Genomic DNA, 24802 nt, shown 5'->3' on the forward strand with positions numbered 1-24802 from the left:
TCGTAAGCGCGGCGCACGGCCGACGCGACCGGGGGCGGGCCGCAGGGAGGGGACACCGTGGAGGACACGGAGCAGGGGAAAGCCGGTCCGGCAGCGGAACGGAGGACCGATCCCGCGGCGCGACCGAAGACCGGCCCGGTCGCCGCCGACGGTGATCAGCCCGAGCCGGGGCCTCCCGCACCCGACGGCGAAAGCCGCCCGGGCGGAGCGGATGGGAAAACGAAGAAGAAGAAGCGGCTCCGCCGCACCCGCCGCATCGCCCTGACCGTCCTCCTCGTCCTCCTCGTCCCCCTCCTCACCGCCGAGACCGCCCTCCGGATCACCTACATGGGCGACCCCGCCGACGGCACGTACACCAGGAACCGCGACGCGATCTGGCTCGGCCACGCCTGGGTCGACGGCCGCAAGACCGACGCGGACCTCGCCGCCTTCGCCCGCCGCGTCAAGACGACCGGCATCCGCGACCTGTACGTCCACACCGGCCCGATGGAGCACGACGGCACGCTGCCGAAGTCCCTGTACCCCAGGGCTCACTGGCTGATCGACGCCGTGCACAGGCAGTTGCCCGGCGTCCGCGTCCAGGCCTACCTCGGCGACGTGCTCGCCACCGAGAGCCCCGACGGGATGCGCCTGGAGAAGGCAGCCACCCGCGCCGCCGTCGTCGGCTCGGCCCGTCAGGTGCTGGACGTGGGCTACGACGGCGTCCACCTCGACCTGGAGCCCCTGCACTCGGGCGACCGGAACTACCTCTCCCTCCTGGACGACGTCCGCGCCGTCACCCGCGCCCGCGACGCGCAGCTCTCCGTCGCCGCCCACCAGATCGACCCGCTGCCGGGCTTCCACTCCTTCTGGGGCACGGTCGCCGGGCACCCCAAGTGGTGGTCCCAGGCGTTCTTCGGCCAGGTCGCCCGCCGCGTCGACCAGATCGCCGTCATGTCGTACGACACGATGCAGCCGCTGGAGAGCCTGTACGGCGGATACGTCGCCCACCAGACCGCACTGGCCCTGGAGGCCACCCCGCCGACGACCCACCTCCTGATGGGCCTGCCCTTCTACCACGAGAACCGTTTCGGCCACTGGAACCACGCGGAGACCGTGACCGCCGCCGTGCGCGGCGTCCGACTCGGCCTGTCCCGCACGGACGCCGACCGGGAGCGGTTCGGCGTCGCGGCGTACATCGACTTCGCGGCGACCGAGGAGGACTGGACGTCGTACCGGGACGGCTGGGTGCGCTAGGGGGTGTTCCGGGACCGGCGCCCGATCTTCGACCCCAGCCACACCAGCGGGTCGTACTTGCGGTCCACGGCCCGTTCCTTCAGCGGGATCAGCGCGTTGTCCGTGATCCTGATCCCCTCGGGACAGACCTCGGTACAGCACTTGGTGATGTTGCAGTAGCCGAGGCCGTGGTCGTCCTGGGCGGTACGGGAGCGGTCCAGGCCGGTGTCAGCGGCGGCGTCCAGCGGGTGCATGTCCAGCTCGGCGACCCGCATGAGGAAGCGCGGGCCCGCGAAGGCGGGCTTGTTCTCCTCGTGGTCGCGCACCACGTGGCAGGTGTCCTGGCACAGGAAGCACTCGATGCACTTGCGGAACTCCTGCGAGCGGTCCACGTCCTCCTGCATCATCCGGTACTCGCCGGGACCGAGGTCGGCGGGCGGCACGAAGGCCGGGACCTCGCGGGCCTTGGTGTAGTTGAAGCCGACATCCGTGACCAGGTCCCGGACCACCGGGAAGGCACGCAGCGGCGTGACGGTGACGGTCTCCTCGCGGGTGAAGACGGACATGCGGGTCATGCACAGCAGCCGCGGCCGCCCGTTGACCTCCGCCGAGCACGAACCGCACTTGCCCGCCTTGCAGTTCCAGCGCACCGCGAGGTCGGGGGCCTGCGTGGCCTGGAGGCGGTGGATGATGTCGAGGACCACCTCGCCCTCGTTGACCTCGACCGTGAAGTCCTGGAGGCCGCCGCCCTCCACGTCACCGCGCCACACCTTGAAGCGGGCCTCGTAGCCGCTCATTCGGACCGGCCCTCCAGTTCGTCGTCGGCGAGGTACTTCACCAGCTCCTCCTTGTCGAACAGGGCGAGCAGGTCGGACCGGATCGGCTCGGTGGGCTGCCGCTCCAGGTCGATGCGGCCGCGCTCCGGGGCCGCCGCCGCAAGTTCCTCCGCCGGGCCGGCCAGCGAGCAGAGCAGGTTGACCGGGCGCCAGCGCCGCTCCATCGACGGGTGGTCCTCGCGGGTGTGCCCGCCGCGCGACTCGGTGCGCTCCAGCGCCGCCCGGGCCACGCACTCGCTGACCAGCAGCATGTTCCGCAGGTCCAGGGCGAGGTGCCAGCCGGGGTTGAACTGCCGGTGCCCCTCCACGCCGGCCCGGCGGGCGCGCACCCGCAGCTCCGCCAGCTTCTCCAGGGCCTGCTTCATCTCCGCCTCGCGGCGGATGATGCCGACCAGGTCGTTCATCGTCTGCTGGAGTTCCTGGTGGAGGGTGTACGGATTCTCCGGCGGCCCGGCGTCCGGCTCGTGCGTCTCGGCGGAGAACGGCCGCAGCGCCTCCGCCGCGGCGGCGTCCACCTGCGCGTCGTCCACCCGGGCCCGCGCGCCCCCGTCCGGCCGCCCCGCCGCGTACTCGGCCGCGTACCGCCCCGCCCGGCGCCCGAACACCAGCAGGTCGGACAGCGAGTTGCCGCCCAGCCGGTTGGAGCCGTGCATGCCGCCGGCCACCTCACCCGCCGCGTACAGCCCCGGCACCCCGCGGGCGGCGGCCGTGTCGGAGTCGACGGCGACGCCGCCCATCACGTAGTGGCAGGTGGGCCCGACCTCCATGGCCTCCGCCGTGATGTCGACGTCGGCCAGCTCCTTGAACTGGTGGTACATGGAGGGCAGCCGCCGCCGGATCACCTCGGCGGACATCCGGGTCGACACGTCAAGGAAGACCCCGCCGTGCGGCGAGCCCCGGCCCTCCTTCACCTCGGCGTTGATCGCGCGGGCCACCTCGTCGCGGGGGAGCAGCTCGGGCGGGCGCCGGTTGTGGTCCGGGTCGTCGTACCAGCGGTCGCCCTCCTCCTCCGACTCGGCGTACTTCTCCTTGAAGACGTCGGGGACGTAGTCGAACATGAACCGCTTGCCCTCGGAGTTCCGCAGCACCCCGCCGTCGCCGCGCACCGACTCGGTGACCAGGATGCCCTTCACCGAGGGCGGCCAGACCATGCCCGTCGGGTGGAATTGCACGAACTCCATGTTGAGCAGCGGCGCCCCGGCCAGCAGTGCCAGGGCGTGCCCGTCGCCGGTGTACTCCCAGGAGTTGGACGTCACCTTGAAGGACTTGCCGATGCCGCCGGTGGCGATCACCACCGCGGGAGCCTCCAGGACGAAGAAGCGGCCGCTCTCGCGCTCGTAGCCGAAGACGCCCGAGACCGTCCGGCCGTCCTTGAGGACACGGGTGACCGTGCACTCCTGGAAGACCTTCAGCCGGGACTCGTGGTCCCCGGTCTCGCGGAAGTCCTCCTGCTGGAGCGAGACGATCTTCTGCTGGAGGGTGCGGATCAGCTCCAGGCCCGTACGGTCGCCGACGTGGGCGAGGCGCGGGTACTCGTGGCCGCCGAAGTTGCGCTGCGAGATCCGGCCGTCCTTCGTACGGTCGAACAGGGCGCCCCAGGTCTCCAGCTCCCACACCCGCTGCGGAGCCTCCTGGGCGTGCAGTTCGGCCATCCGCCACTGGTTGAGGAACTTGCCGCCGCGCATGGTGTCGCGGAAGTGGACCTGCCAGTTGTCACCGGAGTTGACGTTGCCCATGGAGGCGGCGATGCCGCCTTCCGCCATCACGGTGTGCGCCTTGCCGAACAACGACTTGCAGATCACGGCCGTACGGGCGCCGCGCTCGCGGGCCTCGATGGCGGCGCGCAGCCCGGCGCCGCCCGCGCCCACCACGACGACGTCCCACTCCTGCCGGTCGACCACGGACATCAGAAGGCCTCACTCATCGGAACTCGTCAGAAGAAGCGCGGATCGTCGAAGACGCCGGACGCCACCAGGTACACGTAGAAGTCGGCGAGCGCCACGCTCAGCAGCGACGCCCAGGCGAGCTGCATGTGCCGGGCGTTGAGCCTGCCGACCAGCCGCCACATCCGGTAGCGCACGGGGTGCCGCGAGAAGTGCTTGAGCTTGCCGCCCACGATGTGCCGGCAGGAGTGGCAGGAGACGGTGTACGCCCAGATCAGCACGATGTTGGCCAGGAACACCACGGTGCCGAGGCCCATGTGGCCCCACGCGTAGTGCTCGTCGCGGAAGGCGAGCACGGTGTCGTAGGTGAGGATGCCCGCGACCAGGAGCGCCGCGTAGAAGAAGTACCGGTGGACGTTCTGCAGGATCAGCGGGAAGCGGGTCTCGCCGGTGTACTTCCTGTGCGGTTCGGCCACCGCGCAGGCCGGCGGGGACGCCCAGAAGCCCCGGTAGTAGGCCTTGCGGTAGTAGTAGCAGGTCAGGCGGAAGCCGAGCGGGAAGATCAGGATGATGATCGCCGGTGAGATGCCCCACCAGGTGCCGAAGAGGCCCCAGTTGGGCCCGGAGCGCATCGGCTCGCAGTTCTCCGCCAGGCACGGGGAGTAGAAGGGCGAGACGTAGGGGGCCGCGTAGTAGTCGGCGTTCGCGAAGGCCCGCCAGGTCGAGTAGACGACGAAGGCCAGCAGGCCCGCCGCGGTGGCGGCCGGTGCCAGCCACCAGCGGTCGGTGCGCAGGTGCGGGGCGCGGATCGCGGCCCGCGTCGGGGTGTGGACGCCGCCCGGTGGACGGTCTTCGGTGGCTGTCGGCTCGGTACCAGTGGCCACTGGGCGGCTCCGGTCGGTCGGGTCGGGGTGGAGGGCCTGTCTCGGGTTCGCGGAGCGGGCCCTAGGGGGCGCGGCGGTCGCGGGCGCCGAGGCCCTCGTCGTCCGAGTCCGTCCACAGCGAGCCGTCGTAGGGCGTGTCGGGGATCGAGACGAGGTCGGGGCGCCTCGGCGCGCCCGGCGCGGCGGCGGCCGCCCGGAGCAGTGCGAGGCTCTCGCGCAGGTGGTCGGCGTCGGTACGGACCCGGCGGACCTCCAGGCCGCCGCTGCCCAGCTGCTGTTCCAGCCGGGTCACCGTCCGGGACAGTTCGTCGAGGCAGCGCTGCACCGATGACAGATCGTCGTGCACGGACAAGACGTGACCTCACTTCCGTCGGACACGGCAGGGAGCGGCCGGGCGGGGACTCACGCTCATGCGCCTGAGAGTGTCGCGCGTCACACCTGTCGCTGGGAAGGGATGTGCCGCGATTGGCCGGGGCGCGTCGGTGCACGGCGGGTGGCGTTGGGCCGGCCGAGTGAGCTTACGCACCGTTGTCGCCGTGTCTCCCAGCGTCGCCGAACCGTTTCCCCTTCAGTGGCCGCATCCCCGTCCGGATACAAATGATCAACCTGAATACGGCAAATACCGCAAACGCGGCCTTCCGGAGGTAGCACAGATGTCCCACGTCGGCGTCGCACTGCGCGCGGTCATGCGTTCGGTCGCCTTCCTCACCGCGGGTGTCCTCGCGGTCCCCGCGCTGGCCGGCTGCACCTCCGACGACCCGGCGAGCAAGCCGCTCGCCGGACAGGACGTCGCCGCCGCGGCGCGCGCCAAGGTCTCCGACGGCGGCACCCTGCGCTGGGCCGTGGACTCCGTCCCGGACACGCTGAACGCCTTCCAGTCGGACGCCGACGCCACCACGTCCCGCGTCGCGCAGGCGGTGCTGCCCTCGATGTACACGCTGGACGAGGCCGGCAGCCCGGTGCGCAACCCCGACTACCTGGAGTCGGCCGAGGTCGTCGACACCGAGCCCAAGCAGGTCGTCGTCTACAAGCTGAACCAGCAGGCGGTCTGGAGCGACGGCCGGGAGATCGGCGCCGCGGACTTCGCCGCCCAGTGGCGGGCCCTGTCCGGAAAGGACAGCGCCTACTGGACCGCCCGCAACGCGGGCTACGACCGGATCGAGAAGATCGAGCGGGGGGCGAACGACCTGGAGGTCAAGGTCACCTTCAGCCGCCCCTACGCCGACTGGAAGGCCCTGTTCACGCCCCTGTACCCCAAGGACGTCATGGGCACCCCGGACGCCTTCAACGACGGCGCGCGGCGGACGCTCGACGTCACCGCCGGGCCCTTCGCGGTCAAGAAGGTCGACACCAAGGGCGACCGGGTCGTCCTCACCGGCAACCCGCGCTGGTGGGGCGCGCCCGCGAAGCTGGACGAGATCGAGCTGCGCGCCGTGCCCCGCGACAAGCGGGTCGCCGAGCTGGCCGCCGGCGAACTCGACCTCGCGGAGATCGACCCGGAGAGCGCCGACGAGGTCGCCGTGGCCGCGGCGCCCCCCGGACCGGCCACCGGCACCCCGCTGATGGGCCCCGAGGGCTCCCCGGCCGCGGGCCCGCAGGGCAGGTCCGCCGCTCAGGCGCTGCGTTCCTGGGCGGTGGCCAACGGCTCCGACGAGGAGGCCGCCGAGGAGGAGGTCCTCGCCCGCGAGGAACGGCGCGAGGCCGAGGCGAAGGCCCTGCGCCGGCAGAAGGCGCTGAGCGGCTTCGAGGTCCGCAAGTCGCTGGAGCCCGCCTACACCCAGCTCGCCCTGAACGGCTCCGACGGCCCCCTCGCCGACGAACGCGTCCGCCGGGCCGTCGCCCGCGCCCTGGACCGCGGGAAGCTGGCCGAGGCGGTGCTGAAGCCGCTCGGCCTGCCCGCCGAGCCGGTGGGCAGCCACCTCGCCCTGTCCGGCCAGCCCGCCTACGCCGACGGCAGCGGCGCACTGGGCGAGCAGAACGCCAAGGAGGCCCGGGCACTGCTCGCGGACGCCGGCTGGGTCTCCGGCGGGCCGGTGAAGAAGGCCGAGGAGGGCGAGGAAGCGGCCGGCGCCGAGCAGGAGAAGAAGGAGAAGGGCGAGAAGGGCGAGAAGGGCGAGAAGAGCGAGCAGGACGGCGAAGGCACCGACGGGGAGACGTCCGACGACGGCGACGACGGCACGTACATCGTCGGCGAGGACGACAAGAGCGGCGACGACGCCGACCGGGCGGGCGGCGACGAGGACAGCAGCGGCAAGAACACCGCGCAGGGCGGAGCGCCCGGCGCCTACGCCCCCCAGGGCACCGCGGCCCCGGCCGGCTCGGCGGCGGCCCCGCTGGCCAAGGACGGCAAGGCGCTCACCCTGCGCTTCGTGCTCCCCTCCGGCCCCGGATCCGAGACGCTGCGCACCGTGGCCGACCACGTCACGGACATGCTGAAGGAGATCGGCATCGGCACCGACATCACCAAGGTGCCGGACGAGAGCTACTTCAAGGACCACATCGCGGCCGGCGAGTACGACCTGGCGCTCTACTCCTGGCCCGCCTCCGCCTTCCCCGCCACCGACGCCCGCCCCATCTACGCCAAGCCCGTCCCGGCCGCCGACGGCTCCCTGAACGTCGCGCAGAACTACACCCGGGTCGGCACCGACCAGGTGGACCAGCTGTTCGACCGGGCCATGGCGACCCTGGACCAGAAGGAGGCCCGGGACCTGCTGCGCAAGGCCGACTCGCGGATCTGGGCGGCGGCCGGTTCCGTCCCGCTCTACCAGCGCCCCCAGCTGACGGCGGCCCGCAAGACCCTCGCCAACGCGGGGGCCTTCGGCTTCCGGACACCGGTCTACGAGGACATGGGCTTCCTGAAGAAGGGCGCCCAGGGCTCCCGCCCCACCGCCCCGTCGACGTCCTCTCCGTCGTCCTGACCCCTCCCGGCAAGCCGCAGTCCCCGGAGCCCCGTACCATTGGGTGAGGCCGTGGCATGTACCGCCCGGCAGGCCCGCGTGACACGGACGTCCGCGAGGGCCGTCATCACACCCTCCGGGAGTACGCCTCATATGGCCACGCGCCACGACATCCGCAACGTCGCCATCGTCGCCCACGTCGACCATGGCAAGACCACCATCGTCGACGGCATGCTCAAGCAGGCCGGCGCCTTCGCCGCGCACCAGCTCGAAGGTGTCGACGACCGCATGATGGACTCGAACGACCTGGAGCGTGAGAAGGGCATCACGATCCTCGCCAAGAACACCGCGGTGAAGTACCACCCGAAGGACGGCGGGGACCCGATCACGATCAACATCATCGACACCCCCGGCCACGCCGACTTCGGCGGCGAGGTCGAGCGCGGTCTGTCGATGGTCGACGGTGTCGTGCTGCTCGTGGACGCCTCCGAGGGCCCGCTGCCGCAGACCCGCTTCGTGCTGCGCAAGGCGCTCTCCCAGCGGCTGCCGATCATCCTGTGCATCAACAAGACGGACCGTCCGGACGCCCGGATCGACGAGGTCGTCAACGAGACGTACGACCTCTTCCTCGACCTGGACGCCGACGAGGAGCAGATCGAGTTCCCGATCGTCTACGCGTGCGGCCGGGACGGCGTCGCCTCCCTGACCAAGCCCGAGGACGGCACCGTCCCGACCGACTCCACCAGCCTGGAGCCGTTCTTCTCGACGATCCTGGACTACATCCCGGCGCCGACCTACGACGAAGAGGCCCCGCTCCAGGCGCACGTGACCAACCTGGACGCCGACAACTTCCTCGGCCGCATCGCGCTGCTGCGCGTGCACCAGGGCGAGCTGAAGAAGGGCCAGACCGTCGCCTGGATGAAGCGCGACGGGTCCGTGCAGAACGTGCGGATCTCCGAGCTGATGATGACCGAGGCCCTCACCCGCAAGCCCGCCGAGAAGGCCGGTCCCGGTGACATCTGCGCGGTCGCCGGCATCCCGGAGATCATGATCGGCGAGACCCTGGCCGACCAGGAGAACCCGGTCCCGCTGCCGCTGATCACGGTGGACGAGCCCGCGATCTCCATGACCATCGGCACCAACACCTCCCCGCTGGTCGGCCGCGGCGCCACCGGCAAGGGCGCCGACAACAAGGCGGTCGTCAAGGACCGCAAGGTCACCGCCCGCCAGGTCAAGGACCGGCTGGACCGCGAGCTGATCGGCAACGTCTCGCTCCGCGTCCTGGACACCGAGCGCCCGGACGCCTGGGAGGTGCAGGGCCGTGGTGAGCTGGCGCTGGCCATCCTGGTCGAGCAGATGCGCCGCGAGGGCTTCGAGCTGACCATCGGCAAGCCGCAGGTGGTCACCAAGGAGGTCGAGGGCAAGACGTACGAGCCCGTCGAGCGCATGACGATCGACGTGCCCGAGGAGCACATGGGCGCGGTCACGCAGCTCATGGGCGTGCGCAAGGGCCGGATGGACAACATGTCCAACCACGGCTCGGGCTGGGTCCGCATGGAGTTCGTGGTGCCCTCGCGCGGCCTGATCGGATTCCGGACGGAGTTCCTCACCCAGACCCGCGGCACCGGCATCGCCCACTCCATCCACGAGGGCCACGAGCCCTGGTTCGGCACCCTGACGACCCGGAACAACGGTTCGCTGGTCGCCGACCGCTCCGGCGCCGTCACCGCGTTCGCGATGACGAACCTCCAGGAGCGCGGCGTGCTCTTCACGGACCCCGGCACCGAGGTGTACGAGGGCATGATCGTCGGCGAGAACTCCCGCGCCGACGACATGGACGTGAACATCACCAAGGAGAAGAAGCTCACGAACATGCGGTCGTCCTCGGCCGACTCGTTCGAGGCGATCGTCCCGCCGCGCAAGCTCTCGCTGGAGCAGTCGCTGGAGTTCTGCCGTGACGACGAGTGCGTCGAGGTGACCCCGGAGGCCGTCCGCATCCGCAAGGTGAACCTGGACGCCCGCGAGCGTGCCCGCGCCGCGAGCCGCGCCAAGCACGGCTGACGGCCGGCCGCGCCGCACGCCGGCGCACGACGAGCGGCACCGCTCCCCACGACTCGTGCGGGGAGCGGTGCCGTTCGTCTTGGCCCGGTGCAGGGGTAGGGAAAACCCTCGATTTCCCGGTGCCACTTCGCAGGGCGGCCGGGACCGCACTAATCTGCGCGCAAACACCTCACCCGGAATGCCGGCGGACCGTCGGCAAGGGGAGCCGGCCGGCCGGATTCGACGGGTGGGCCTGGCGCGAGACATACCTGCGGGTCAGCTTGCACTCCGGCGGACCTTACGCGCAATCAATTTTCGAGTTCCGGACGTCCGTTATACGGACAGTGACCTCCGTTAGATGTGTAACAAGTCCGTTTCGCAGCGATCTCGCACCAAACCCTTTGTCCGGATTTTGAAAGATCTGGCCTCTATCTGTGATCGAACCGAGACCTCGAACCTGTGGTTCGTTCCCCTGAACATGGCAGATAGTTAGGCGCGTAGAGCTCGGACTAACGGGTCACGCGCTGACGGCGCCGACTCACGAGCGTGGGGGCACCTGACAATCTCCGACACCGGCGACGGGCAGTGGACGGCGAGACGGCATGTGCTCCTCTTTGCGGTGAACCAATGGACTCATGAGGAGGAACCCATGCGCGGTGCCAAGAGCGCCAAGTGGGTCGCGGGTGCGATAGTCGTCGCGCTGGCCGCTACTGCCTGTGGTGGCAGCGACGGTGACAGTGAGGGCAAGAGCAAGGGTTCCGGCCCCGCCGGGTACGTCTCGATCGACGTCGGCGAGCCGCAGAAGCCGCTGATCCCGGCCGACACCAACGAGTCCAACGGCTCGTACGTCATCCAGTCCCTGTTCACGCAGCTCCTGGACTTCGACGCCAAGGGCGACATCGTTTACACGAACGCCGAGTCGGTGACCACCCAGGACTCCAAGACCTGGACGGTCAAGCTCAAGGACGGCTGGAAGTTCCACAACGGAGAAGACGTCACCTCCAAGTCGTACATCGACGCCTGGAACTGGTACGCCAACATCAAGAACAACCAGCAGAACTCCTTCTGGTTCCAGGACATCAAGGGCTACGACGACGTCCACCCGGAGAAGGGTGACCCGAAGGCCGACGCCATGTCCGGCCTGAAGGCCGTGGACGACCACACCTTCACCATCGAGTTGAAGTACAAGATGCCGTACTTCAACTACAAGCTGGGCTACGCGACGTGGGCCCCGCTGCCCAAGGTCTTCTACGACGACCCGAAGGCGTTCGGCCAGAAGCCGGTCGGCAACGGCCCCTACTCGTTCGAGAAGTGGGACCACAAGAAGCTCATCCAGGTCAAGGCCTGGGACGAGTACAAGGGCCCGAACAAGGCGAAGAACAAGGGCGTCCAGTTCAAGGCCTACACGACGCTCGAGGCCGCCTACAAGGACGTCGTCTCCGGCAACCTGGACATGATCCGCCAGGTCGGCCCGACGGACCTGCCGAAGTACAAGCAGGACCTGGGCGACGGCGCCATCGAGCAGCCGTACGCGGCCATCCAGACGCTGACCCCCGCGTTCTACTCCAAGACCTTCAAGGACATCGACCCGAAGGTCCTCCAGGGTCTGTCGATGGCGATCGACCGCGACACGATCACCAAGACGGTCCTGAACAACACCCGCACGCCGGCCAAGGGCTTCACCCCGCCCGGCGTCAAGGGTTACCAGGACCTGGACACCGACGTGTTCACGTACAACCCGGCGAAGGCCAAGCAGCTCATCAAGGAGGGTGGCGGCGTCCCGGGCAACAAGTTCACCATCCAGTACAACACCGACGGTGGGCACAAGGAGTGGGTGACCGCGGTCTGCGAGTCCATCCGCAACGCCACCGGTGTGAACTGCGCCGGCGACCCCAAGCCGGACTTCGCCACGGACCTCGAGGCTCGTGACAACGACCAGGTCAAGGGCATGTACCGCGGTGGCTGGGTGGCCGACTACCCGGTGAACGCCAACTTCATGAAGGAGCTCTACCACTCCACCGCCGAGGCCAACAACGGCCGCTTCTCCAACAAGGAGATCGACGGGCTCATGAACAAGGCCGACCAGGCCAATTCCCTCGAGGAGTCCGTGAAGGACTTCCAGGAGGTCGAGAAGAAGCTGGTCGAGCACATGCCGGCGATCCCGCTCTGGTACTACCGGATCAACGGCGGCCACGGCAAGAACGTCGACAACGTCGAGGTCGACTTCCACGGTGACCTCGAAGTGTGGGCCGTCACCACCAAGTAAGAGGGGCCTCAGGGCTCTTCCAACTCGGCCGTAAGTCCGCCGCCGCCGCTCAGACAGCGGTGGGAGGTGTGGGGGGCCGTCCTCGTCACGCAGAGGCGGCCCCCTCGCCTGCGTTAACCCCTCACGGAGGCACCTATGGGGCGCTATGTCGCACGACGACTGCTCCAGATGATCCCGGTCTTCATCGGGTCAACCTTGATCATCTTTTGTATGATGTACGCCCTGCCCGGCGACCCCGTCCGGGCGATGATGGGGGATCAGGCGTACGACCCGACGGTGGTCGCGAGCATCAAGAAGGACCTCGGTCTGGACCAGCCGCTGCTGCAGCAGTACGTCCACTACATGACCGGGCTGTTCCAGGGTGACTTCGGTACCCAGATCGCCAGCCAGAGGCCCATCAGCGACGTCATCGCCGACGCCTTCCCGGTGACGATCCGGCTGACGATCTTCGCCTTCACCTTCGTCACGGTCGTGGGCATCTCCCTCGGCGTCATCGCCGGCCTGCGCCCCGACACGCTGCGGGACCGCGGACTGCTGACGCTGACGCTGGTCCTGGTCTCGATGCCGTCCTTCGTGCTGGGCTTCCTGTTGCAGTACCTGCTCGCGTTCAAGTGGTCCGTCACCACGCCGACCGTGACCGACTCGACGAACTTCGGCCAACTCGCGCTTCCCGCCATCGTGCTGGGGTCGCTGTCCCTCGCCTACGTGGCGAGACTGACCCGCACGTCGATCGCGGAGAACCTCCGTTCCGACTACATGCGCACCGCCATCGCCAAGGGGCTGCCGCGCCGCCGGGTCATCGGCGTCCACCTGCTGCGCAACTCGCTGATCCCCGTGGTCACCTTCCTCGGCATCGAGCTCGGCAGCCTGATGACCGGCGCCATCGTCACCGAGGGCATCTTCAACGTGCGCGGTATCGGTGTCGAGATCTACGAGGCGCTCACCCGGCGTGAAGGCGCCACGGTCGTGGGCATCGCCTCGCTGATGGTGCTCATCTACCTCGCCGCGAGTTTGATCGTCGACCTGCTTTACGCGGTCCTGGACCCGAGGATCCGGTATGCCTGACAAGACCATCGAGCCCAGGGTCGACGCCCTGCCCGGCGACACCGCGAGCACCGCCGGCGTCATCGTGACCGACGCGGGCCCGGCGCCCGAGAAGCCGCGCAGCCTGTGGTCCGACGCCTGGCACGACCTGCGGCGCAATCCGCTGTTCCTGGTGTCGACCGTGCTCATCGTGTTCCTGCTGGTGATGTCGGCCTGGCCGGGACTGTTCACCGACACGTCGCCGAACCACGCCGACCTGGCCAAGCACTACCTGGGCAAGCCCAACTGGGGACACGTCTTCGCCGGGGACTGGCTCGGTTACGACGTCCAGGGCCGCTCGATCTACGCCCGTGTCGTCTACGGCGCCCGCGCCTCGATCACCGTCGGTGTGGGTGTGACCGTCGCCGTCACCGTCGTCGGCACGATCATCGGCATGGTCGCCGGCTACTTCGGCGGGTGGACCGACACCCTGCTCTCGCGGCTGACCGACATCTTCCTCGGCATTCCGTTCCTGCTCGGCGCCCTGGTGATCCTCAACTCCTTCGACGACCGCACCGTCTGGGTCGTCATCATGGCCCTCGCCTTCCTCGGCTGGACCCAGATCGCCCGCGTCGCCCGCGGCGCCGTGATCACCATCAAGCAGGCGGACTACGTGGTGGCCGCCAAGGCGCTCGGTGCCTCGACGTCCCGGATCCTGTTCCGGCACATCCTGCCCAACGCGGTCGCGCCCATCATCGTCGTGGCGACCATCGCGCTCGGCGGCTACATCGCGGCCGAAGCCACCCTGTCCTTCCTGGGCGTGGGCCTCGGCGACTCGGCCGTATCCTGGGGCGGCGACGTGGCGCGCGGACGGGAGCAGCTCCGTATCGCCCCCCACACCCTGATCGTTCCGTCGGTGATGGTCTCGATCACGGTGCTTTCGTTCCTGATGTTCGGCGATGCGGTACGCAACGCCCTCGACCCCAAGCTGCGCTGAGGGAGGCGTACGTGACCATCATCGATGAAACGGCCGAGAGTTTCGGGCCGCAGGGCACGGGCCAACCACTGCTCGAAGTCCGCGACCTGCACGTGGAGTTCACCACCCGCGACGGTGTCGCCAAGGCCGTCAACGGCGTCAACTACTCCGTCGGCGCGGGCGAGACGCTCGCCGTGCTCGGCGAGTCCGGCTCCGGCAAGTCCGTCACCGCGCAGGCGATCATGGGCATCCTCGACATGCCGCCCGGCCGCATCCCCAAGGGAGAGATCTTCTTCCGCGGCCAGGACATGCTGAAGATGTCCGGCGAGGAGCGCCGGAAGATCCGCGGCAACAGGATCGCGATGATCTTCCAGGACGCGCTGTCCTCGCTGAACCCGGTGCTCTCCGTGGGCTACCAGCTCGGCGAGATGTTCCGCGTCCACCAGGGCCTGTCCAAGAAGGCCGCCAAGGCCAAGTCGATCGAGCTGATGGACCGGGTGAAGATCCCGGCCGCCGCGGCCCGGGTCAACGACTACCCGCACCAGTTCTCGGGCGGCATGCGCCAGCGCATCATGATCGCGATGGCGCTCGCCCTGGAGCCGGACCTGATCATCGCCGACGAGCCCACCACGGCCCTCGACGTGACCGTCCAGGCCCAGGTCATGGACCTGCTCGCGGAGCTCCAGCGCGAGTACCACATGGGTCTGATCCTGATCACGCACGACCTCGGGGTCGTCGCCGACGTCGCGGACAAGATCGCGGTGATGTACGCGGGGCGGATCGTGGAGACCGCGCCCGTGCACGAGCTGTACAAGCGGCCCGCGCACCCCTACACCAGGGGACTGCTCGACTCGATCCCGCGCCTGGACCAGAAGGGTCAGGAGCTGTACGCGATCAAGGGGCTGCCGCCCAACCTGACCCGCGTCCCGTCCGGCTGCGCCTTCAACCCGCGGTGCCCGCAGGCACGGGACATCTGCCGTACGGACGTCCCGCCGCTGTTCCCCGTCACCGAGCGGGACGGCGGCGAGCTGGCCGGCCGCGGCAGCGCGTGCCACTTCTGGAAGGAGACGATCCATGGCTGAGCTGAAGAAGACGGACGAGTCCATGGACGCCACCCCCAACGTCACCGACGTGGAGACGGTCGACGCCGCCACGGAGGAAGCGGCGGTGGCCGCGGTCGAGGCGCCCGTCGACCGGGGTGAGCCGATCCTCCAGGTGCGCAACCTGGTGAAGCACTTCCCGCTGACCCAGGGCATCCTGTTCAAGCGCCAGGTCGGTGCGGTCAAGGCCGTGGACGGGATCTCCTTCGACCTCTACCAGGGCGAGACGCTCGGCATCGTGGGCGAGTCCGGCTGCGGCAAGTCCACGGTCGCCAAGCTCCTGATGCTGCTGGAGAAGGCGACCGCGGGCGAGGTCTTCTACAAGGGCCAGGACATCACCAAGCTGTCCGGGCGGGCGCTGAAGGCGGTCCGGCGGAACATCCAGATGGTGTTCCAGGACCCGTACACCTCGCTCAACCCGCGTATGACGGTGGGCGACATCATCGGGGAGACCTTCGAGATCCACCCTGAGGTGGCACCGAAGGGCGACCGGCGCCGCAAGGTCCAGGAACTCCTGGACGTGGTCGGTCTCAACCCCGAGTACATCAACCGCTACCCGCACCAGTTCTCGGGCGGTCAGCGCCAGCGCATCGGCATCGCCCGCGGCCTGGCCCTCAACCCCGAGATCATCATCTGCGACGAGCCGGTCTCCGCGCTGGACGTGTCCGTCCAGGCGCAGGTCATCAACCTGATGGAGAAGCTGCAGGACGAGTTCAACCTGTCCTACCTCTTCATCGCGCACGACCTGTCGATCGTCCGGCACATCTCGGACCGCGTGGGCGTGATGTACCTCGGAAAGATGGCCGAGATCGGCACGGACACGCAGATCTACGACCACCCGACGCACCCCTACACCCAGGCGCTGCTGTCGGCGGTCCCGGTCCCCGACCCGGACGCCCGCGAGGGCCGTGACCGGATCATCCTCAGCGGCGACGTGCCGTCCCCGGCCAATCCGCCCTCGGGCTGCCGCTTCCGCACGCGGTGCTGGAAGGCCCAGGACAAGTGCGCCGAGGAGGTCCCGCTGCTGGCGGTGCCCGAGCGCTTCAAGACCTCGGACACTCCCGCGGCCCACGAGTCGGCCTGCCATTTCGCCGAGGAGAAGGACGTCGTCCACGCGGCCTGACCGCACCTGACGGCACGAGCCGGTTCCCGGTACCCCCGCACGGGGTGACCGGGAACCGGCTCTTCCCGTTCAGGCCCCGGGCCGCACGGCTCGGACCGGAGGAGGGGTCGTGGCGGCGGGGACCGCCGGCCGCCGCGTGCCGAGCCGGGCCAGGACGCGGTCGCGCAGCAGCTCGTACTCCTCGCGCAGCCTGCGTATCTCGGCCGGACGGGGGACGACGACGCCTCCGACGACGATCTCCCGGGGCCCGAACTGCTCGCGGGTGAGGTCGATCTCGACGCCCATGCCCAGGCGGTTCCACCAGTGGTAGTCCACCCGCTCTCCGTCGACGTGGACCTCTCCCCGGATCAGCTCGCCTCCCAGCAGGTCGTTGAGCACCATGGCGGTCACCCCGCACTGGTCCCGGGCCGGATTGTCCCCGGTCCAGCGCGACCGGTACTCGGGGGTGCACGTCTCGGCACTCCAACTGGCGCGGACGGCCCGCTCGATGTCGGTGAGAAGCAGCGGTGTCATGCCGGTGATCCTGCCAGGGGGCACTGACACCCGGGGGCGAGGCCGCCGCCGCCCCTCCCCGTGCATCTTCCGCACCCGTCCGGAGGACACCCGCAACCCGTATGGACCGGTCGGGTGTGCGCCGCCGGGCGGACCACCCCGAGCCTGGACGGAACGGACCAGCGGACGAGTCGGGCCACGAGGAGGCACTCCATGCGCGGAGTCACGCACGCCGGAAGAGTCGCCTGTGCGGCGGCGGTGGTGCTCGCGGCATCGGCCTGCGGCGGCGGGGGAGGGGACGGCTACGGCGGCGGGGACGGCGGCGGGGTGCTCAGCTCCTCCTGGGGTGACCCGCAGAACCCGCTGGAGCCGGCCAACACCAACGAGGTGCAGGGCGGCAAGGTCCTCGACATGATCTTCCGCGGGCTGAAGAAGTACGACCCGAAGACCGGCGAGGCGAAGGACATGCTCGCCGAGAAGATCGACACCACCGACTCGCAGAACTACACCATCACCGTCAAGGACGGCTGGACCTTCAGCAACGGCGAGAAGGTCACCGCCCAGTCCTTCGTGGACGCCTGGAACTACGGCGCGAGCCTGAAGAACAACCAGCGCAACGCCTACTTCTTCGCCTACATCGACGGCTACGACAAGGTGCACCCCGAGAGCGGCGGGCAGAGCGCCGACACGCTCTCCGGGCTGAAGGTGACCGGCCCCCTCACCTTCACCGTCAAGCTCGGCCAGAAGTTCTCCAGCTTCCCCGACACCCTCGGCTACAACGCCTTCGCACCGCTGCCCAAGGCGTTCTTCGACGACCACGACGCCTGGCTGAAGAAGCCGGTCGGCAACGGCCCCTACCAGGTCGACAACTACACCCGGGGCTCCCAGATGTCCCTGCGCAAGTGGGACGACTACCCGGGCAACGACAAGGCCCGGAACGGCGGCGTCGACCTCAAGGTCTACACCGACAACAACACCGCCTACACCGACCTGATCGCGGGCAACCTCGACCTCGTCGACGACGTCCCGGCCTCCCAGCTCAAGAACGTCAAGAACGACCTCGGCGACCGGTACATCAACACCCCCGCCGGCATCATCCAGACCCTCGCCTTCCCGTTCTACGACAACGACTGGAACAAGCCGGGGTCCGAGAAGGTGCGCAAGGGCCTGTCGATGGCGATCGACCGCAAGCAGATCACCGACACCATCTTCCAGCAGACCCGCACCCCGGCCACCGACTGGACCTCACCGGTCCTCGGCGAGGAGGGCGGCTACAAGCCGGGTCTGTGCGGCGACGCCTGCGAGTACAACGCCGAGGAGGCCAGGAAGCTGGTCAAGGAGGGCGGCGGGCTGCCCGGCGGCCAGGTCAAGATCACCTACAACGCCGACACCGGCTCCCACAAGCAGTGGGTCGACGCGGTCTGCAACTCCATCAACAACGCCCTGGACAACGACCGCGCCTGCGCCGGCAACCCGGTCGGCACCTTCGCCGACTTCCGCAACCAGATCACCGGGAAGAAGATGAGCGGCCCCTTCCGCGCCGGCTGGCAGATGGACTACCCGCTCATCCAGAACTTCCTCCAGCCGCTCTACTACACCAACGCCTCGTCCAACGACGGCAAGTGGTCCGACAAGAAGTTCGACGGGCTCGTCGACAAGGCCAACGGCCAGACCGACACCGCCGAGGCCGTGAAGACCTTCCAGCAGGCCGAGGAGGTCGTCCGGGACAACATGGCGGCCATCCCCCTCTGGTACCAGAACGGCAGCGCGGGCTACTCGGACCGGCTCTCCGACGTGGAGCTCAACCCGTTCAGCGTGCCGGTCTACAACGAGATCAAGGTCGGCTGAGGAGGCGGTCTCCATGGGACGCTACGTCGTCCGGCGGCTGCTCCAGATGATCCCGGTCTTCATCGGGGCCACGCTGCTGATCTTCCTGATGGTCAACGTGATGGGCGACCCCATCGCGGGCCTGTGCGGCGACCGGGAGTGCGACCCCGCTACGGCCGCGCAGCTGCGGCACGAGTTCGGCCTCGACCAGCCCGTGTGGCGGCAGTACCTCACCTACATGGGCAACGTCTTCACCGGCGACTTCGGCACCGCCTTCAACGGCCAGCCGGTCACCGAGCTGATGGGCACCGCGTTCCCGGTCACCATCCGGCTGACGATCGTCGCGATCCTCTTCGAGATCGTCGTCGGCATCGTCCTCGGCGTCGTCACCGGTCTGCGCCGCGGCCGTCCCGTCGACACCGGGGTGCTGCTGCTGACCCTCGTCGTCATCTCCGTCCCCACCTTCGTCACCGGCCTGCTGCTCCAGCTGCTGCTCGGCGTCAAGTGGGGCTGGATCGACCCGGCCGTCTCCTCCGAGGCGCTCTTCGGCGAGCTGATCGTCCCCGGCCTGGTCCTCGCCTCCGTCTCGCTGGCCTACGTCACCCGGCTGACCCGCACCTCGATCGCGGAGAACCGGCGCTCCGACTACGTCCGCACCGCCATCGCCAAGGGACTGCCCCGCCACCGGGTCATCACCCGGCACCTGCTGCGCAACTCCCTCATCCCCGTCGTCACCTTCATCGGCACCGACATCGGCGCCCTGATGGGCGGCGCCATCGTCACCGAGCGGATCTTCAACATCCACGGCGTCGGCTACCAGCTCTACCAGGGCATCCTGCGCCAGAACACCCAGACCGTGGTCGGCTTCGTCACCGTCCTGGTCCTCGTCTTCCTCGTCGCCAACCTCGTCGTCGACCTCCTGTACGCCGTACTCGACCCGAGGATCCGCTATGCCTGACCAGGAGCCCTACGAGCCCGAGCGTGCCGTCGCCGGCACCGGCATGGGCGGCACGATGGACCTCGGCGCCAGTGAGGCGGTCACGCTGGAGCAGCCGCCGGGACCGGACGGGGCCGACCCGCGCGACAAGCCCCGCAGCCTGTGGTCCGACGCCTGGCACGACCTGCGCCGCAACCCGGTCTTCATCGTCTCGGCGCTGGTGATCCTCTTCCTGATCGTGATCTCCATCTGGCCGTCCCTGATCGCCTCCGGCAATCCCCTCAAGTGCGACCTGGCCAAGGCCCAGGAGGGCTCCCAGCCCGGCCACCCCTTCGGCTTCAACGGACAGGGCTGCGACGTCTACACCCGTACCGTCTACGGCGCCCGCACCTCGGTCGCGGTCGGCATTCTCGCCACGCTCGGCGTCGCCGTCCTCGGCAGTGTCCTCGGCGGCCTCGCCGGGTTCTTCGGCGGCGGCGGGGACGCGGTGCTGTCCCGGATCACCGACGTCTTCTTCGCGATCCCCGTCGTCCTCGGCGGACTCGTCCTGCTCTCCGTCATCACCAGCAACACCATCTGGCCGGTCATCGGCTTCATCGTGCTGCTCGGCTGGCCGCAGATCTCCCGTATCGCCCGCGGCTCCGTCATCACCGCCAAGCAGAACGACTACGTGCAGGCGGCGCGGGCACTGGGCGCCTCCAACTCCCGGCTCCTGCTGCGGCACATCGCGCCCAACGCCGTCGCCCCGGTCATCGTCGTGGCGACCATCGCGCTCGGCACCTACATCTCGCTGGAGGCGACCCTGTCCTTCCTCGGCGTCGGCCTCAAGCCGCCCAGCGTCTCCTGGGGCATCGACATCTCCTCCGCCGCCCCCTACGTACGCAACGCCCCGCACGCGCTGCTGTGGCCCTCCGGAGCCCTCGCCGTCACCGTCCTCGCGTTCATCATGCTCGGCGACGCGGTGCGCGACGCCCTCGACCCGAAGCTGAGGTGAGCCGTCGCCATGCTGCTCGAAGTGCGCGACCTGCACGTGGAGTTCCACACCCGCGACGGCGTCGCCAAGGCCGTCAACGGCGTCAGCTACGGGGTGGAGGCGGGCGAGACCCTCGCGGTGCTCGGCGAGTCCGGTTCCGGCAAGTCCGTCACCGCGCAGACCGTGATGGGCATCCTCGACGTCCCGCCGGGCCGGATCACCGCGGGGGAGATCCTCTTCGAGGGCCGGGACCTGCTGAAACTGAAGGAGCAGGAACGCCGGAAGGTCCGCGGCGCCGAGATGGCGATGATCTTCCAGGACGCCCTGTCCTCGCTGAACCCCGTCCTGACCGTCGGTGCCCAGCTCGCCGAGATGTTCACCGTGCACCGCGGCATGTCCCGCAAGGACGCCCACGCCAAGGCCGTCGAGCTGATGGACCGGGTCCGCATCCCGGCCGCCAGGGAGCGGGTGCGGCAGTACCCGCACCAGTTCTCCGGCGGCATGCGCCAGCGCATCATGATCGCCATGGCGATGGCCCTGGAGCCCAAGCTGATCATCGCCGACGAACCGACCACCGCCCTCGACGTCACCGTCCAGGCGCAGGTCATGGACCTGCTCGCGGAGCTCCAGCGCGAGCTGCACATGGGCCTGATCCTCATCACCCACGACCTCGGCGTGGTCGCCGACGTCGCCGACAAGATCGCCGTCATGTACGCGGGCCGGATCGTGGAGACCGCCCCGGTCCACGACATCTACAAGGCCCCGGCCCATCCGTACACCCGCGGTCTGCTGGAGTCGATCCCGCGCCTGGACCAGAAGGGCCAGGAGCTGTACGCCATCAAGGGCCTGCCGCCCAACCTCACCCGCATCCCGCCCGGCTGCGCCTTCCACCCCCGCTGCCCGATGGCCCGGGACGTCTGCCGCACCGACGTACCTCCCCTGTACGACGTCACGGAGTCCGGCGCCGAGCGGGGCAGCGCCTGCCACTTCTGGAGGGAGTGCCTGCATGGCTGAGACCACCGAGCCGCTCCTCGAGGTCCGCGGCCTCGTCAAGCACTACCCGCTGACCTCGGGCATCCTCTTCAAGAAGCCGGTCGGCGCGGTGAAGGCCGTCGACGGCGTGGACTTCGAACTGGCCCGCGGCGAGACGCTCGGCATCGTGGGCGAGTCCGGCTGCGGCAAGTCCACGGTCGCCAAGATGCTGGTCAACCTGGAACGGCCGACGGCCGGCGAGATCCGCTACAAGGGCGAGGACATCACCCGCCTGTCGGGCAGGGCGCTCAAATCCGTGCGCCGCAACATCCAGATGGTCTTCCAGGACCCCTACACCTCCCTCAACCCCCGCATGACGGTGGGCGACATCATCGGGGAGGCGTACGACATCCACCCCGAGGTGGCCCCCAAGGGCGACCGCCGGGGGCGCGTGCAGCAACTCCTCGACGTGGTCGGGCTGAACCCGGAGTACATCAACCGCTACCCGCACCAGTTCTCCGGCGGCCAGCGTCAGCGCATCGGCATCGCGCGCGGCCTCGCGCTGCGCCCGGAGATCATCGTCGCCGACGAGCCGGTCTCCGCCCTCGACGTCTCCGTGCAGGCCCAGGTGATCAACCTGATGGGCCGCCTCCAGGACGAGTTCGACCTCTCCTACATCTTCATCGCCCACGACCTGTCGATCGTGCGGCACATCTCGGACCGGGTCGGCGTGATGTACCTGGGCCGCATCGTGGAGACGGGCCGGGACGCGGAGATCTACGACCACCCCACGCACCCCTACACCCAGGCGCTGCTGTCCGCGGTGCCGGTGCCCGACCCGGAGGCCCGGGAGCGCCGCGAGCGGATCATCCTGGTCGGCGACGTCCCGTCCCCGACCGACATCCCCTCCGGCTGCCGCTTCCGCACCCGCTGCTGGAAGGCCCGGGAGCGGTGCGCGCTGGAGGTGCCCGCCCTGGCCGTCCCCGCCGAGTTCCGCTCGGTCTCCGGGCCCGCGGCCCACGACTCGGCGTGCCACTTCGCGGAGGAGAAGCAGGTGGTGCCGCCCGAGGGCGAGGGCAGCGGGCCGGAGTGACATGGTCCCCGGCCCGCTTACGGCACCCGCACGGCCGTACGCGCATCAGCGTCGCGCGGCCGTGTGTCGGGGCCGCTTCGGTGCGGTTACCCGCGTGTCAAAGGCGTCGGCACGCGGGTGACGCGGCAGGCGTCACGCCGGGGCGGGCAGCGACCGCTTGAGGAACTCCACCTGGAGCAGCAGCAGGTTCTCGGCGACGGACTCCTGCGGGGTCATGTGCGTGACGCCGGACAGCGGCAGGACCTCGTGCGGCCGGCCGGCCGCCAGCAGGGCCGAGGACAGGCGCAGCGAGTGGGCGACCACCACGTTGTCGTCCGCGAGGCCGTGGATGACCATCATGGGCCGGTGCGGCTCGACGGCGTCGACCAGTCCGGCGTCGTCGATCAGGGAGTTGCGGCGGTAGACGTCCGGCTGCTCACCGGGGTCACCGAGATACCGCTCCTGGTAGTGGGTGTCGTAGAGCCTGAGGTCGGTGACCGGGGCGCCGACGACCGCGGCGTGGAAGACGTCCGGCCGGCGCAGCGCCGCGAGGGCGGCCAGGTAGCCGCCGAAGGACCACCCCCGGATGGCGACGCGGTCCAGGTCCAGCGGGAAGTCGGCGGCGAGGGCCTGAAGGGTGTCCACCTGGTCCTGGAGGACCACCGCGGCCAGGTCGTCCTTGACGGCCTTCTCCCACGCGGGCGAGCGTCCCGGAGTGCCCCGCCCGTCGGCGACGACCACCGCGAACCCCTGGTCCGCGAACCACTGCGAGGTGAGGTGGGCGTTGTGCGCGGCGACGACACGCTGGCCGTGCGGGCCACCGTAGGGGTCGAGGAGCACGGGGAGGGGGGTGTCACCGTGGTAGTCCGTTGGCATAAGCACGGCGCACGGGACACGTCGTGCGCCCCCCAGGGTGAGCGTCACGCGCGGGGACAAACCGGGGTCTTCCGCGTACGAGGCGATGGTCCCCACCGGCTTCCCGTCCCGCAGCACCCGCACCCGCGCCCCCGGCCGGTCGAGCGTCGCGGAGACGAGTACGGTCACGCCCCCCGCGCGCACCGCCGAGTGCACGCCGGGCTCCTGCGACACGCGCTCCATGCCGAGTTCGTTCACCCGGTACACGTGCACCTCGCCGATCTCCGGCTCGGCCGCCTCCTCGCCCGCCGAGGCGGAGACCAGCACGTCGTCGGCGCCGACGTCCAGCACCGCCCGCAGATGCAACTGGGCTCCGGTGAGCGGGCGTTCACCTACCGCGAGGACCCGTGCGCCGCCCTCGTCGGCGATCCGCACCAGATGCCCGGAGGGGCTCCAGCAGGGCACGCCGGGGAAGAGTTCCAGCCAACTTGGATCTTCGTCGGCGTGCACCATCCGGGTCGTGCCGGACTCGGCGTCGACCGCCAGGAACAGCTGGCTGCGCTGGTCGCGCGCCTGTACGAGAAGCAGCGGCGCACCCGCCGCTGACCAGTGCACTCGCGCCAGATACGGATACCGGGCCCGGTCCCAGAGAACCTCCGTGCGCCCCCCGTCCAGACCGACGACGAACAGGCGTACGTCCGCGTTGGGCGTGCCCGCCGCCGGATACGGCACGTGTTGTGGGTCACGTCCGGGGTGGGCGGGGTCGGAGATCCACCAGCGCTGCACCGGTGTGTCGTCCACCCGCGCCACCAGCAGCCGGTCCGACTCGGGGCTCCACCAGAAGCCGCGGTTGCGCGCCATCTCCTCGGCGGCCACGAACTCGGCGAGCCCGTACGTGACACCCTCGCCGTCCGCCTCGGCCAGCGCCCGGTCCCCGTCGCCCTCGGCGCCCACGACCCGCAGCGCGCCCTGGGCGACGTAGGCGATGTGCCGGCCGTCGGGGGAGGGGCGGGGGTCGATCACGGGCCCCGGGGTGGCGAGTTCGCGGGCGGTGCCGATCCGCAGCTCGGCCGCGAACAACCGCCCCGACAGTGCGAAGGAGGCCAGCTCGACCGCCGCGTCGGTGGCGTAGCCGACGATGCCGGCGCCGCCCTCGCGGCTGCGCTCGCGCCGGGCCCGCTCTTCGGGCGACAGGTGCTCCTCGGCGCCGCCCAGCAGGGCGCGCGGGTCGGCGGCGACGCGCTCCTCACCCTGCTCGACGTCGAGGATCCACAGGGCGTTGGCCCGGTCCGTGCCGGTGCCGGAGCGCAGGAAGGCGACCCGTGAACCGTCGGGTGCCACGGTGAACGAACGCGGCGCGCCGAGCGTGAACCGCTGGGTGCGCGCGTGCAGTTTGGGGAAGGAGTCGGACTCGGTCGTCATGCCTTGACC

The 24802-nt window shown here is 69.7% G+C and carries 19 protein-coding genes; 13 read left to right on the plus strand and 6 right to left on the minus strand.

All coding sequences use genetic code 11. The features are described 5' to 3' along the window. Window positions 1–57 precede the first annotated feature (57 nt). Window positions 58–1236 (plus strand): glycoside hydrolase family 18 protein, encoded by a 1179-nt coding sequence (locus EV562_RS14295; RefSeq protein ID WP_133887183.1) that lies wholly within the window; start codon window positions 58–60, stop codon window positions 1234–1236. Here the strand turns inward: EV562_RS14295 and EV562_RS14300 are convergent. From EV562_RS14300 to EV562_RS14315, 4 genes are all read right to left on the minus strand, one after another. Beyond that, a complete protein-coding gene (locus tag EV562_RS14300) occupies window positions 1233–2012 on the minus strand; it encodes a succinate dehydrogenase/fumarate reductase iron-sulfur subunit (protein ID WP_133887184.1) in 780 nt (259 codons plus the stop codon). The genes EV562_RS14295 and EV562_RS14300 overlap by 4 nt on opposite strands. Further along, window positions 2009–3958 carry a fumarate reductase/succinate dehydrogenase flavoprotein subunit gene (locus tag EV562_RS14305; protein ID WP_133887185.1) on the minus strand — a complete coding sequence of 650 codons (1950 nt, stop codon included), beginning with the start codon at window positions 3956–3958 and terminating at the stop codon, window positions 2009–2011. The genes EV562_RS14300 and EV562_RS14305 overlap by 4 nt, the downstream gene beginning before the upstream one ends. Before the next feature lie 26 nt (window positions 3959–3984). Continuing rightward, window positions 3985–4818 (minus strand): hypothetical protein, encoded by an 834-nt coding sequence (locus EV562_RS14310; protein WP_133887186.1) that lies wholly within the window; start codon window positions 4816–4818, stop codon window positions 3985–3987. A gap of 61 nt (window positions 4819–4879) precedes the next feature. Next, window positions 4880–5170 (minus strand): hypothetical protein, encoded by a 291-nt coding sequence (locus EV562_RS14315; RefSeq protein WP_133887187.1) that lies wholly within the window; start codon window positions 5168–5170, stop codon window positions 4880–4882. 301 nt (window positions 5171–5471) lie between these two features. On the opposite strand from EV562_RS14315, the gene EV562_RS14325 reads away from it, so the two are divergent. From EV562_RS14325 to EV562_RS14355, 7 genes are all read left to right on the plus strand, one after another. Further along, a complete protein-coding gene (locus EV562_RS14325) occupies window positions 5472–7736 on the plus strand; it encodes an ABC transporter family substrate-binding protein (protein ID WP_133887188.1) in 2265 nt (754 codons plus the stop codon). 132 nt (window positions 7737–7868) lie between these two features. Further along, the gene (typA, locus tag EV562_RS14330) at window positions 7869–9776 is read left to right on the plus strand and encodes a translational GTPase TypA (RefSeq protein ID WP_133887189.1); all 1908 of its coding nucleotides are present in this window, start codon (window positions 7869–7871) and stop codon (window positions 9774–9776) included. Between the two features lie 628 nt (window positions 9777–10404). After that, the gene (locus EV562_RS14335) at window positions 10405–12021 is read left to right on the plus strand and encodes an ABC transporter substrate-binding protein (protein WP_133887190.1); all 1617 of its coding nucleotides are present in this window, start codon (window positions 10405–10407) and stop codon (window positions 12019–12021) included. Between the two features lie 135 nt (window positions 12022–12156). Beyond that, complete coding sequence (locus EV562_RS14340; protein ID WP_133887191.1) at window positions 12157–13086, plus strand: ABC transporter permease; 930 nt, start codon at window positions 12157–12159, stop codon at window positions 13084–13086. After that, window positions 13079–14041 carry an ABC transporter permease gene (locus EV562_RS14345; protein WP_133887192.1) on the plus strand — a complete coding sequence of 321 codons (963 nt, stop codon included), beginning with the start codon at window positions 13079–13081 and terminating at the stop codon, window positions 14039–14041. Before EV562_RS14340 ends, EV562_RS14345 begins: the two co-directional genes overlap by 8 nt. Window positions 14042–14052: 11 nt before the next feature. After that, window positions 14053–15102, plus strand: coding sequence for an ABC transporter ATP-binding protein (locus EV562_RS14350; RefSeq protein WP_133887193.1), 1050 nt, complete (start codon window positions 14053–14055; stop codon window positions 15100–15102). Continuing rightward, complete coding sequence (locus EV562_RS14355; protein ID WP_166661778.1) at window positions 15095–16243, plus strand: dipeptide ABC transporter ATP-binding protein; 1149 nt, start codon at window positions 15095–15097, stop codon at window positions 16241–16243. Before EV562_RS14350 ends, EV562_RS14355 begins: the two co-directional genes overlap by 8 nt. Before the next feature lie 69 nt (window positions 16244–16312). Here EV562_RS14355 and EV562_RS14360 read toward each other — a convergent pair whose 3' ends face one another. Continuing rightward, window positions 16313–16756 (minus strand): hypothetical protein, encoded by a 444-nt coding sequence (locus EV562_RS14360; protein WP_133887194.1) that lies wholly within the window; start codon window positions 16754–16756, stop codon window positions 16313–16315. Between the two features lie 192 nt (window positions 16757–16948). Here EV562_RS14360 and EV562_RS14365 point away from each other — a divergent pair, with 192 nt between their 5' ends. The 5 genes from EV562_RS14365 to EV562_RS14385 are packed head-to-tail and all read left to right on the plus strand — an operon-like array spanning window position 16949 to window position 22537. Continuing rightward, complete coding sequence (locus EV562_RS14365) at window positions 16949–18583, plus strand: ABC transporter substrate-binding protein (protein WP_133887195.1); 1635 nt, start codon at window positions 16949–16951, stop codon at window positions 18581–18583. Window positions 18584–18596: 13 nt separating this feature from the next. Beyond that, window positions 18597–19520, plus strand: a complete 924-nt coding sequence (locus EV562_RS14370; RefSeq protein WP_133887196.1) for an ABC transporter permease — start codon at window positions 18597–18599, stop codon at window positions 19518–19520. Continuing rightward, a complete protein-coding gene (locus EV562_RS14375) occupies window positions 19513–20493 on the plus strand; it encodes an ABC transporter permease (RefSeq protein ID WP_166661779.1) in 981 nt (326 codons plus the stop codon). Before EV562_RS14370 ends, EV562_RS14375 begins: the two co-directional genes overlap by 8 nt. A gap of 9 nt (window positions 20494–20502) precedes the next feature. Then, window positions 20503–21486 carry an ABC transporter ATP-binding protein gene (locus EV562_RS14380; RefSeq protein ID WP_133887197.1) on the plus strand — a complete coding sequence of 328 codons (984 nt, stop codon included), beginning with the start codon at window positions 20503–20505 and terminating at the stop codon, window positions 21484–21486. Then, on the plus strand, window positions 21479–22537 hold the full coding sequence (locus tag EV562_RS14385) for a dipeptide ABC transporter ATP-binding protein (protein WP_133887198.1): 1059 nt from the start codon (window positions 21479–21481) through the stop codon (window positions 22535–22537). Before EV562_RS14380 ends, EV562_RS14385 begins: the two co-directional genes overlap by 8 nt. A gap of 132 nt (window positions 22538–22669) precedes the next feature. On the opposite strand, the gene EV562_RS14390 is transcribed toward EV562_RS14385, so the two are convergent. Further along, entirely contained in the window at window positions 22670–24793 is a 2124-nt protein-coding gene (locus EV562_RS14390) for a prolyl oligopeptidase family serine peptidase (protein WP_133887199.1), read from the minus strand. Between the last annotated feature and the right edge of the window lie 9 nt (window positions 24794–24802).

This window comes from Streptomyces sp. BK208 (genome assembly GCF_004364245.1).
GTDB lineage: Bacteria > Actinomycetota > Actinomycetes > Streptomycetales > Streptomycetaceae > Streptomyces.

What these genes read in the sequence shown, in the direction of transcription:
- EV562_RS14300 (WP_133887184.1), bottom strand. Translation starts at nt 2,012, where the DNA reads ATGAGCGGCTACGAGGCCCGCTTCAAGGTGTGGCGCGGTGACGTGGAG.
- EV562_RS14305 (WP_133887185.1), bottom strand. Translation starts at nt 3,958, where the DNA reads ATGTCCGTGGTCGACCGGCAGGAGTGGGACGTCGTCGTGGTGGGCGCG.
- EV562_RS14325 (WP_133887188.1), top strand. Translation starts at nt 5,472, where the DNA reads ATGTCCCACGTCGGCGTCGCACTGCGCGCGGTCATGCGTTCGGTCGCC.
- typA (WP_133887189.1), top strand. Translation starts at nt 7,869, where the DNA reads ATGGCCACGCGCCACGACATCCGCAACGTCGCCATCGTCGCCCACGTC.
- EV562_RS14335 (WP_133887190.1), top strand. Translation starts at nt 10,405, where the DNA reads ATGCGCGGTGCCAAGAGCGCCAAGTGGGTCGCGGGTGCGATAGTCGTC.
- EV562_RS14340 (WP_133887191.1), top strand. Translation starts at nt 12,157, where the DNA reads ATGGGGCGCTATGTCGCACGACGACTGCTCCAGATGATCCCGGTCTTC.
- EV562_RS14345 (WP_133887192.1), top strand. Translation starts at nt 13,079, where the DNA reads ATGCCTGACAAGACCATCGAGCCCAGGGTCGACGCCCTGCCCGGCGAC.
- EV562_RS14355 (WP_166661778.1), top strand. Translation starts at nt 15,095, where the DNA reads ATGGCTGAGCTGAAGAAGACGGACGAGTCCATGGACGCCACCCCCAAC.
- EV562_RS14360 (WP_133887194.1), bottom strand. Translation starts at nt 16,756, where the DNA reads ATGACACCGCTGCTTCTCACCGACATCGAGCGGGCCGTCCGCGCCAGT.
- EV562_RS14365 (WP_133887195.1), top strand. Translation starts at nt 16,949, where the DNA reads ATGCGCGGAGTCACGCACGCCGGAAGAGTCGCCTGTGCGGCGGCGGTG.
- EV562_RS14370 (WP_133887196.1), top strand. Translation starts at nt 18,597, where the DNA reads ATGGGACGCTACGTCGTCCGGCGGCTGCTCCAGATGATCCCGGTCTTC.
- EV562_RS14375 (WP_166661779.1), top strand. Translation starts at nt 19,513, where the DNA reads ATGCCTGACCAGGAGCCCTACGAGCCCGAGCGTGCCGTCGCCGGCACC.
- EV562_RS14380 (WP_133887197.1), top strand. Translation starts at nt 20,503, where the DNA reads ATGCTGCTCGAAGTGCGCGACCTGCACGTGGAGTTCCACACCCGCGAC.
- EV562_RS14385 (WP_133887198.1), top strand. Translation starts at nt 21,479, where the DNA reads ATGGCTGAGACCACCGAGCCGCTCCTCGAGGTCCGCGGCCTCGTCAAG.
- EV562_RS14390 (WP_133887199.1), bottom strand. Translation starts at nt 24,793, where the DNA reads ATGACGACCGAGTCCGACTCCTTCCCCAAACTGCACGCGCGCACCCAG.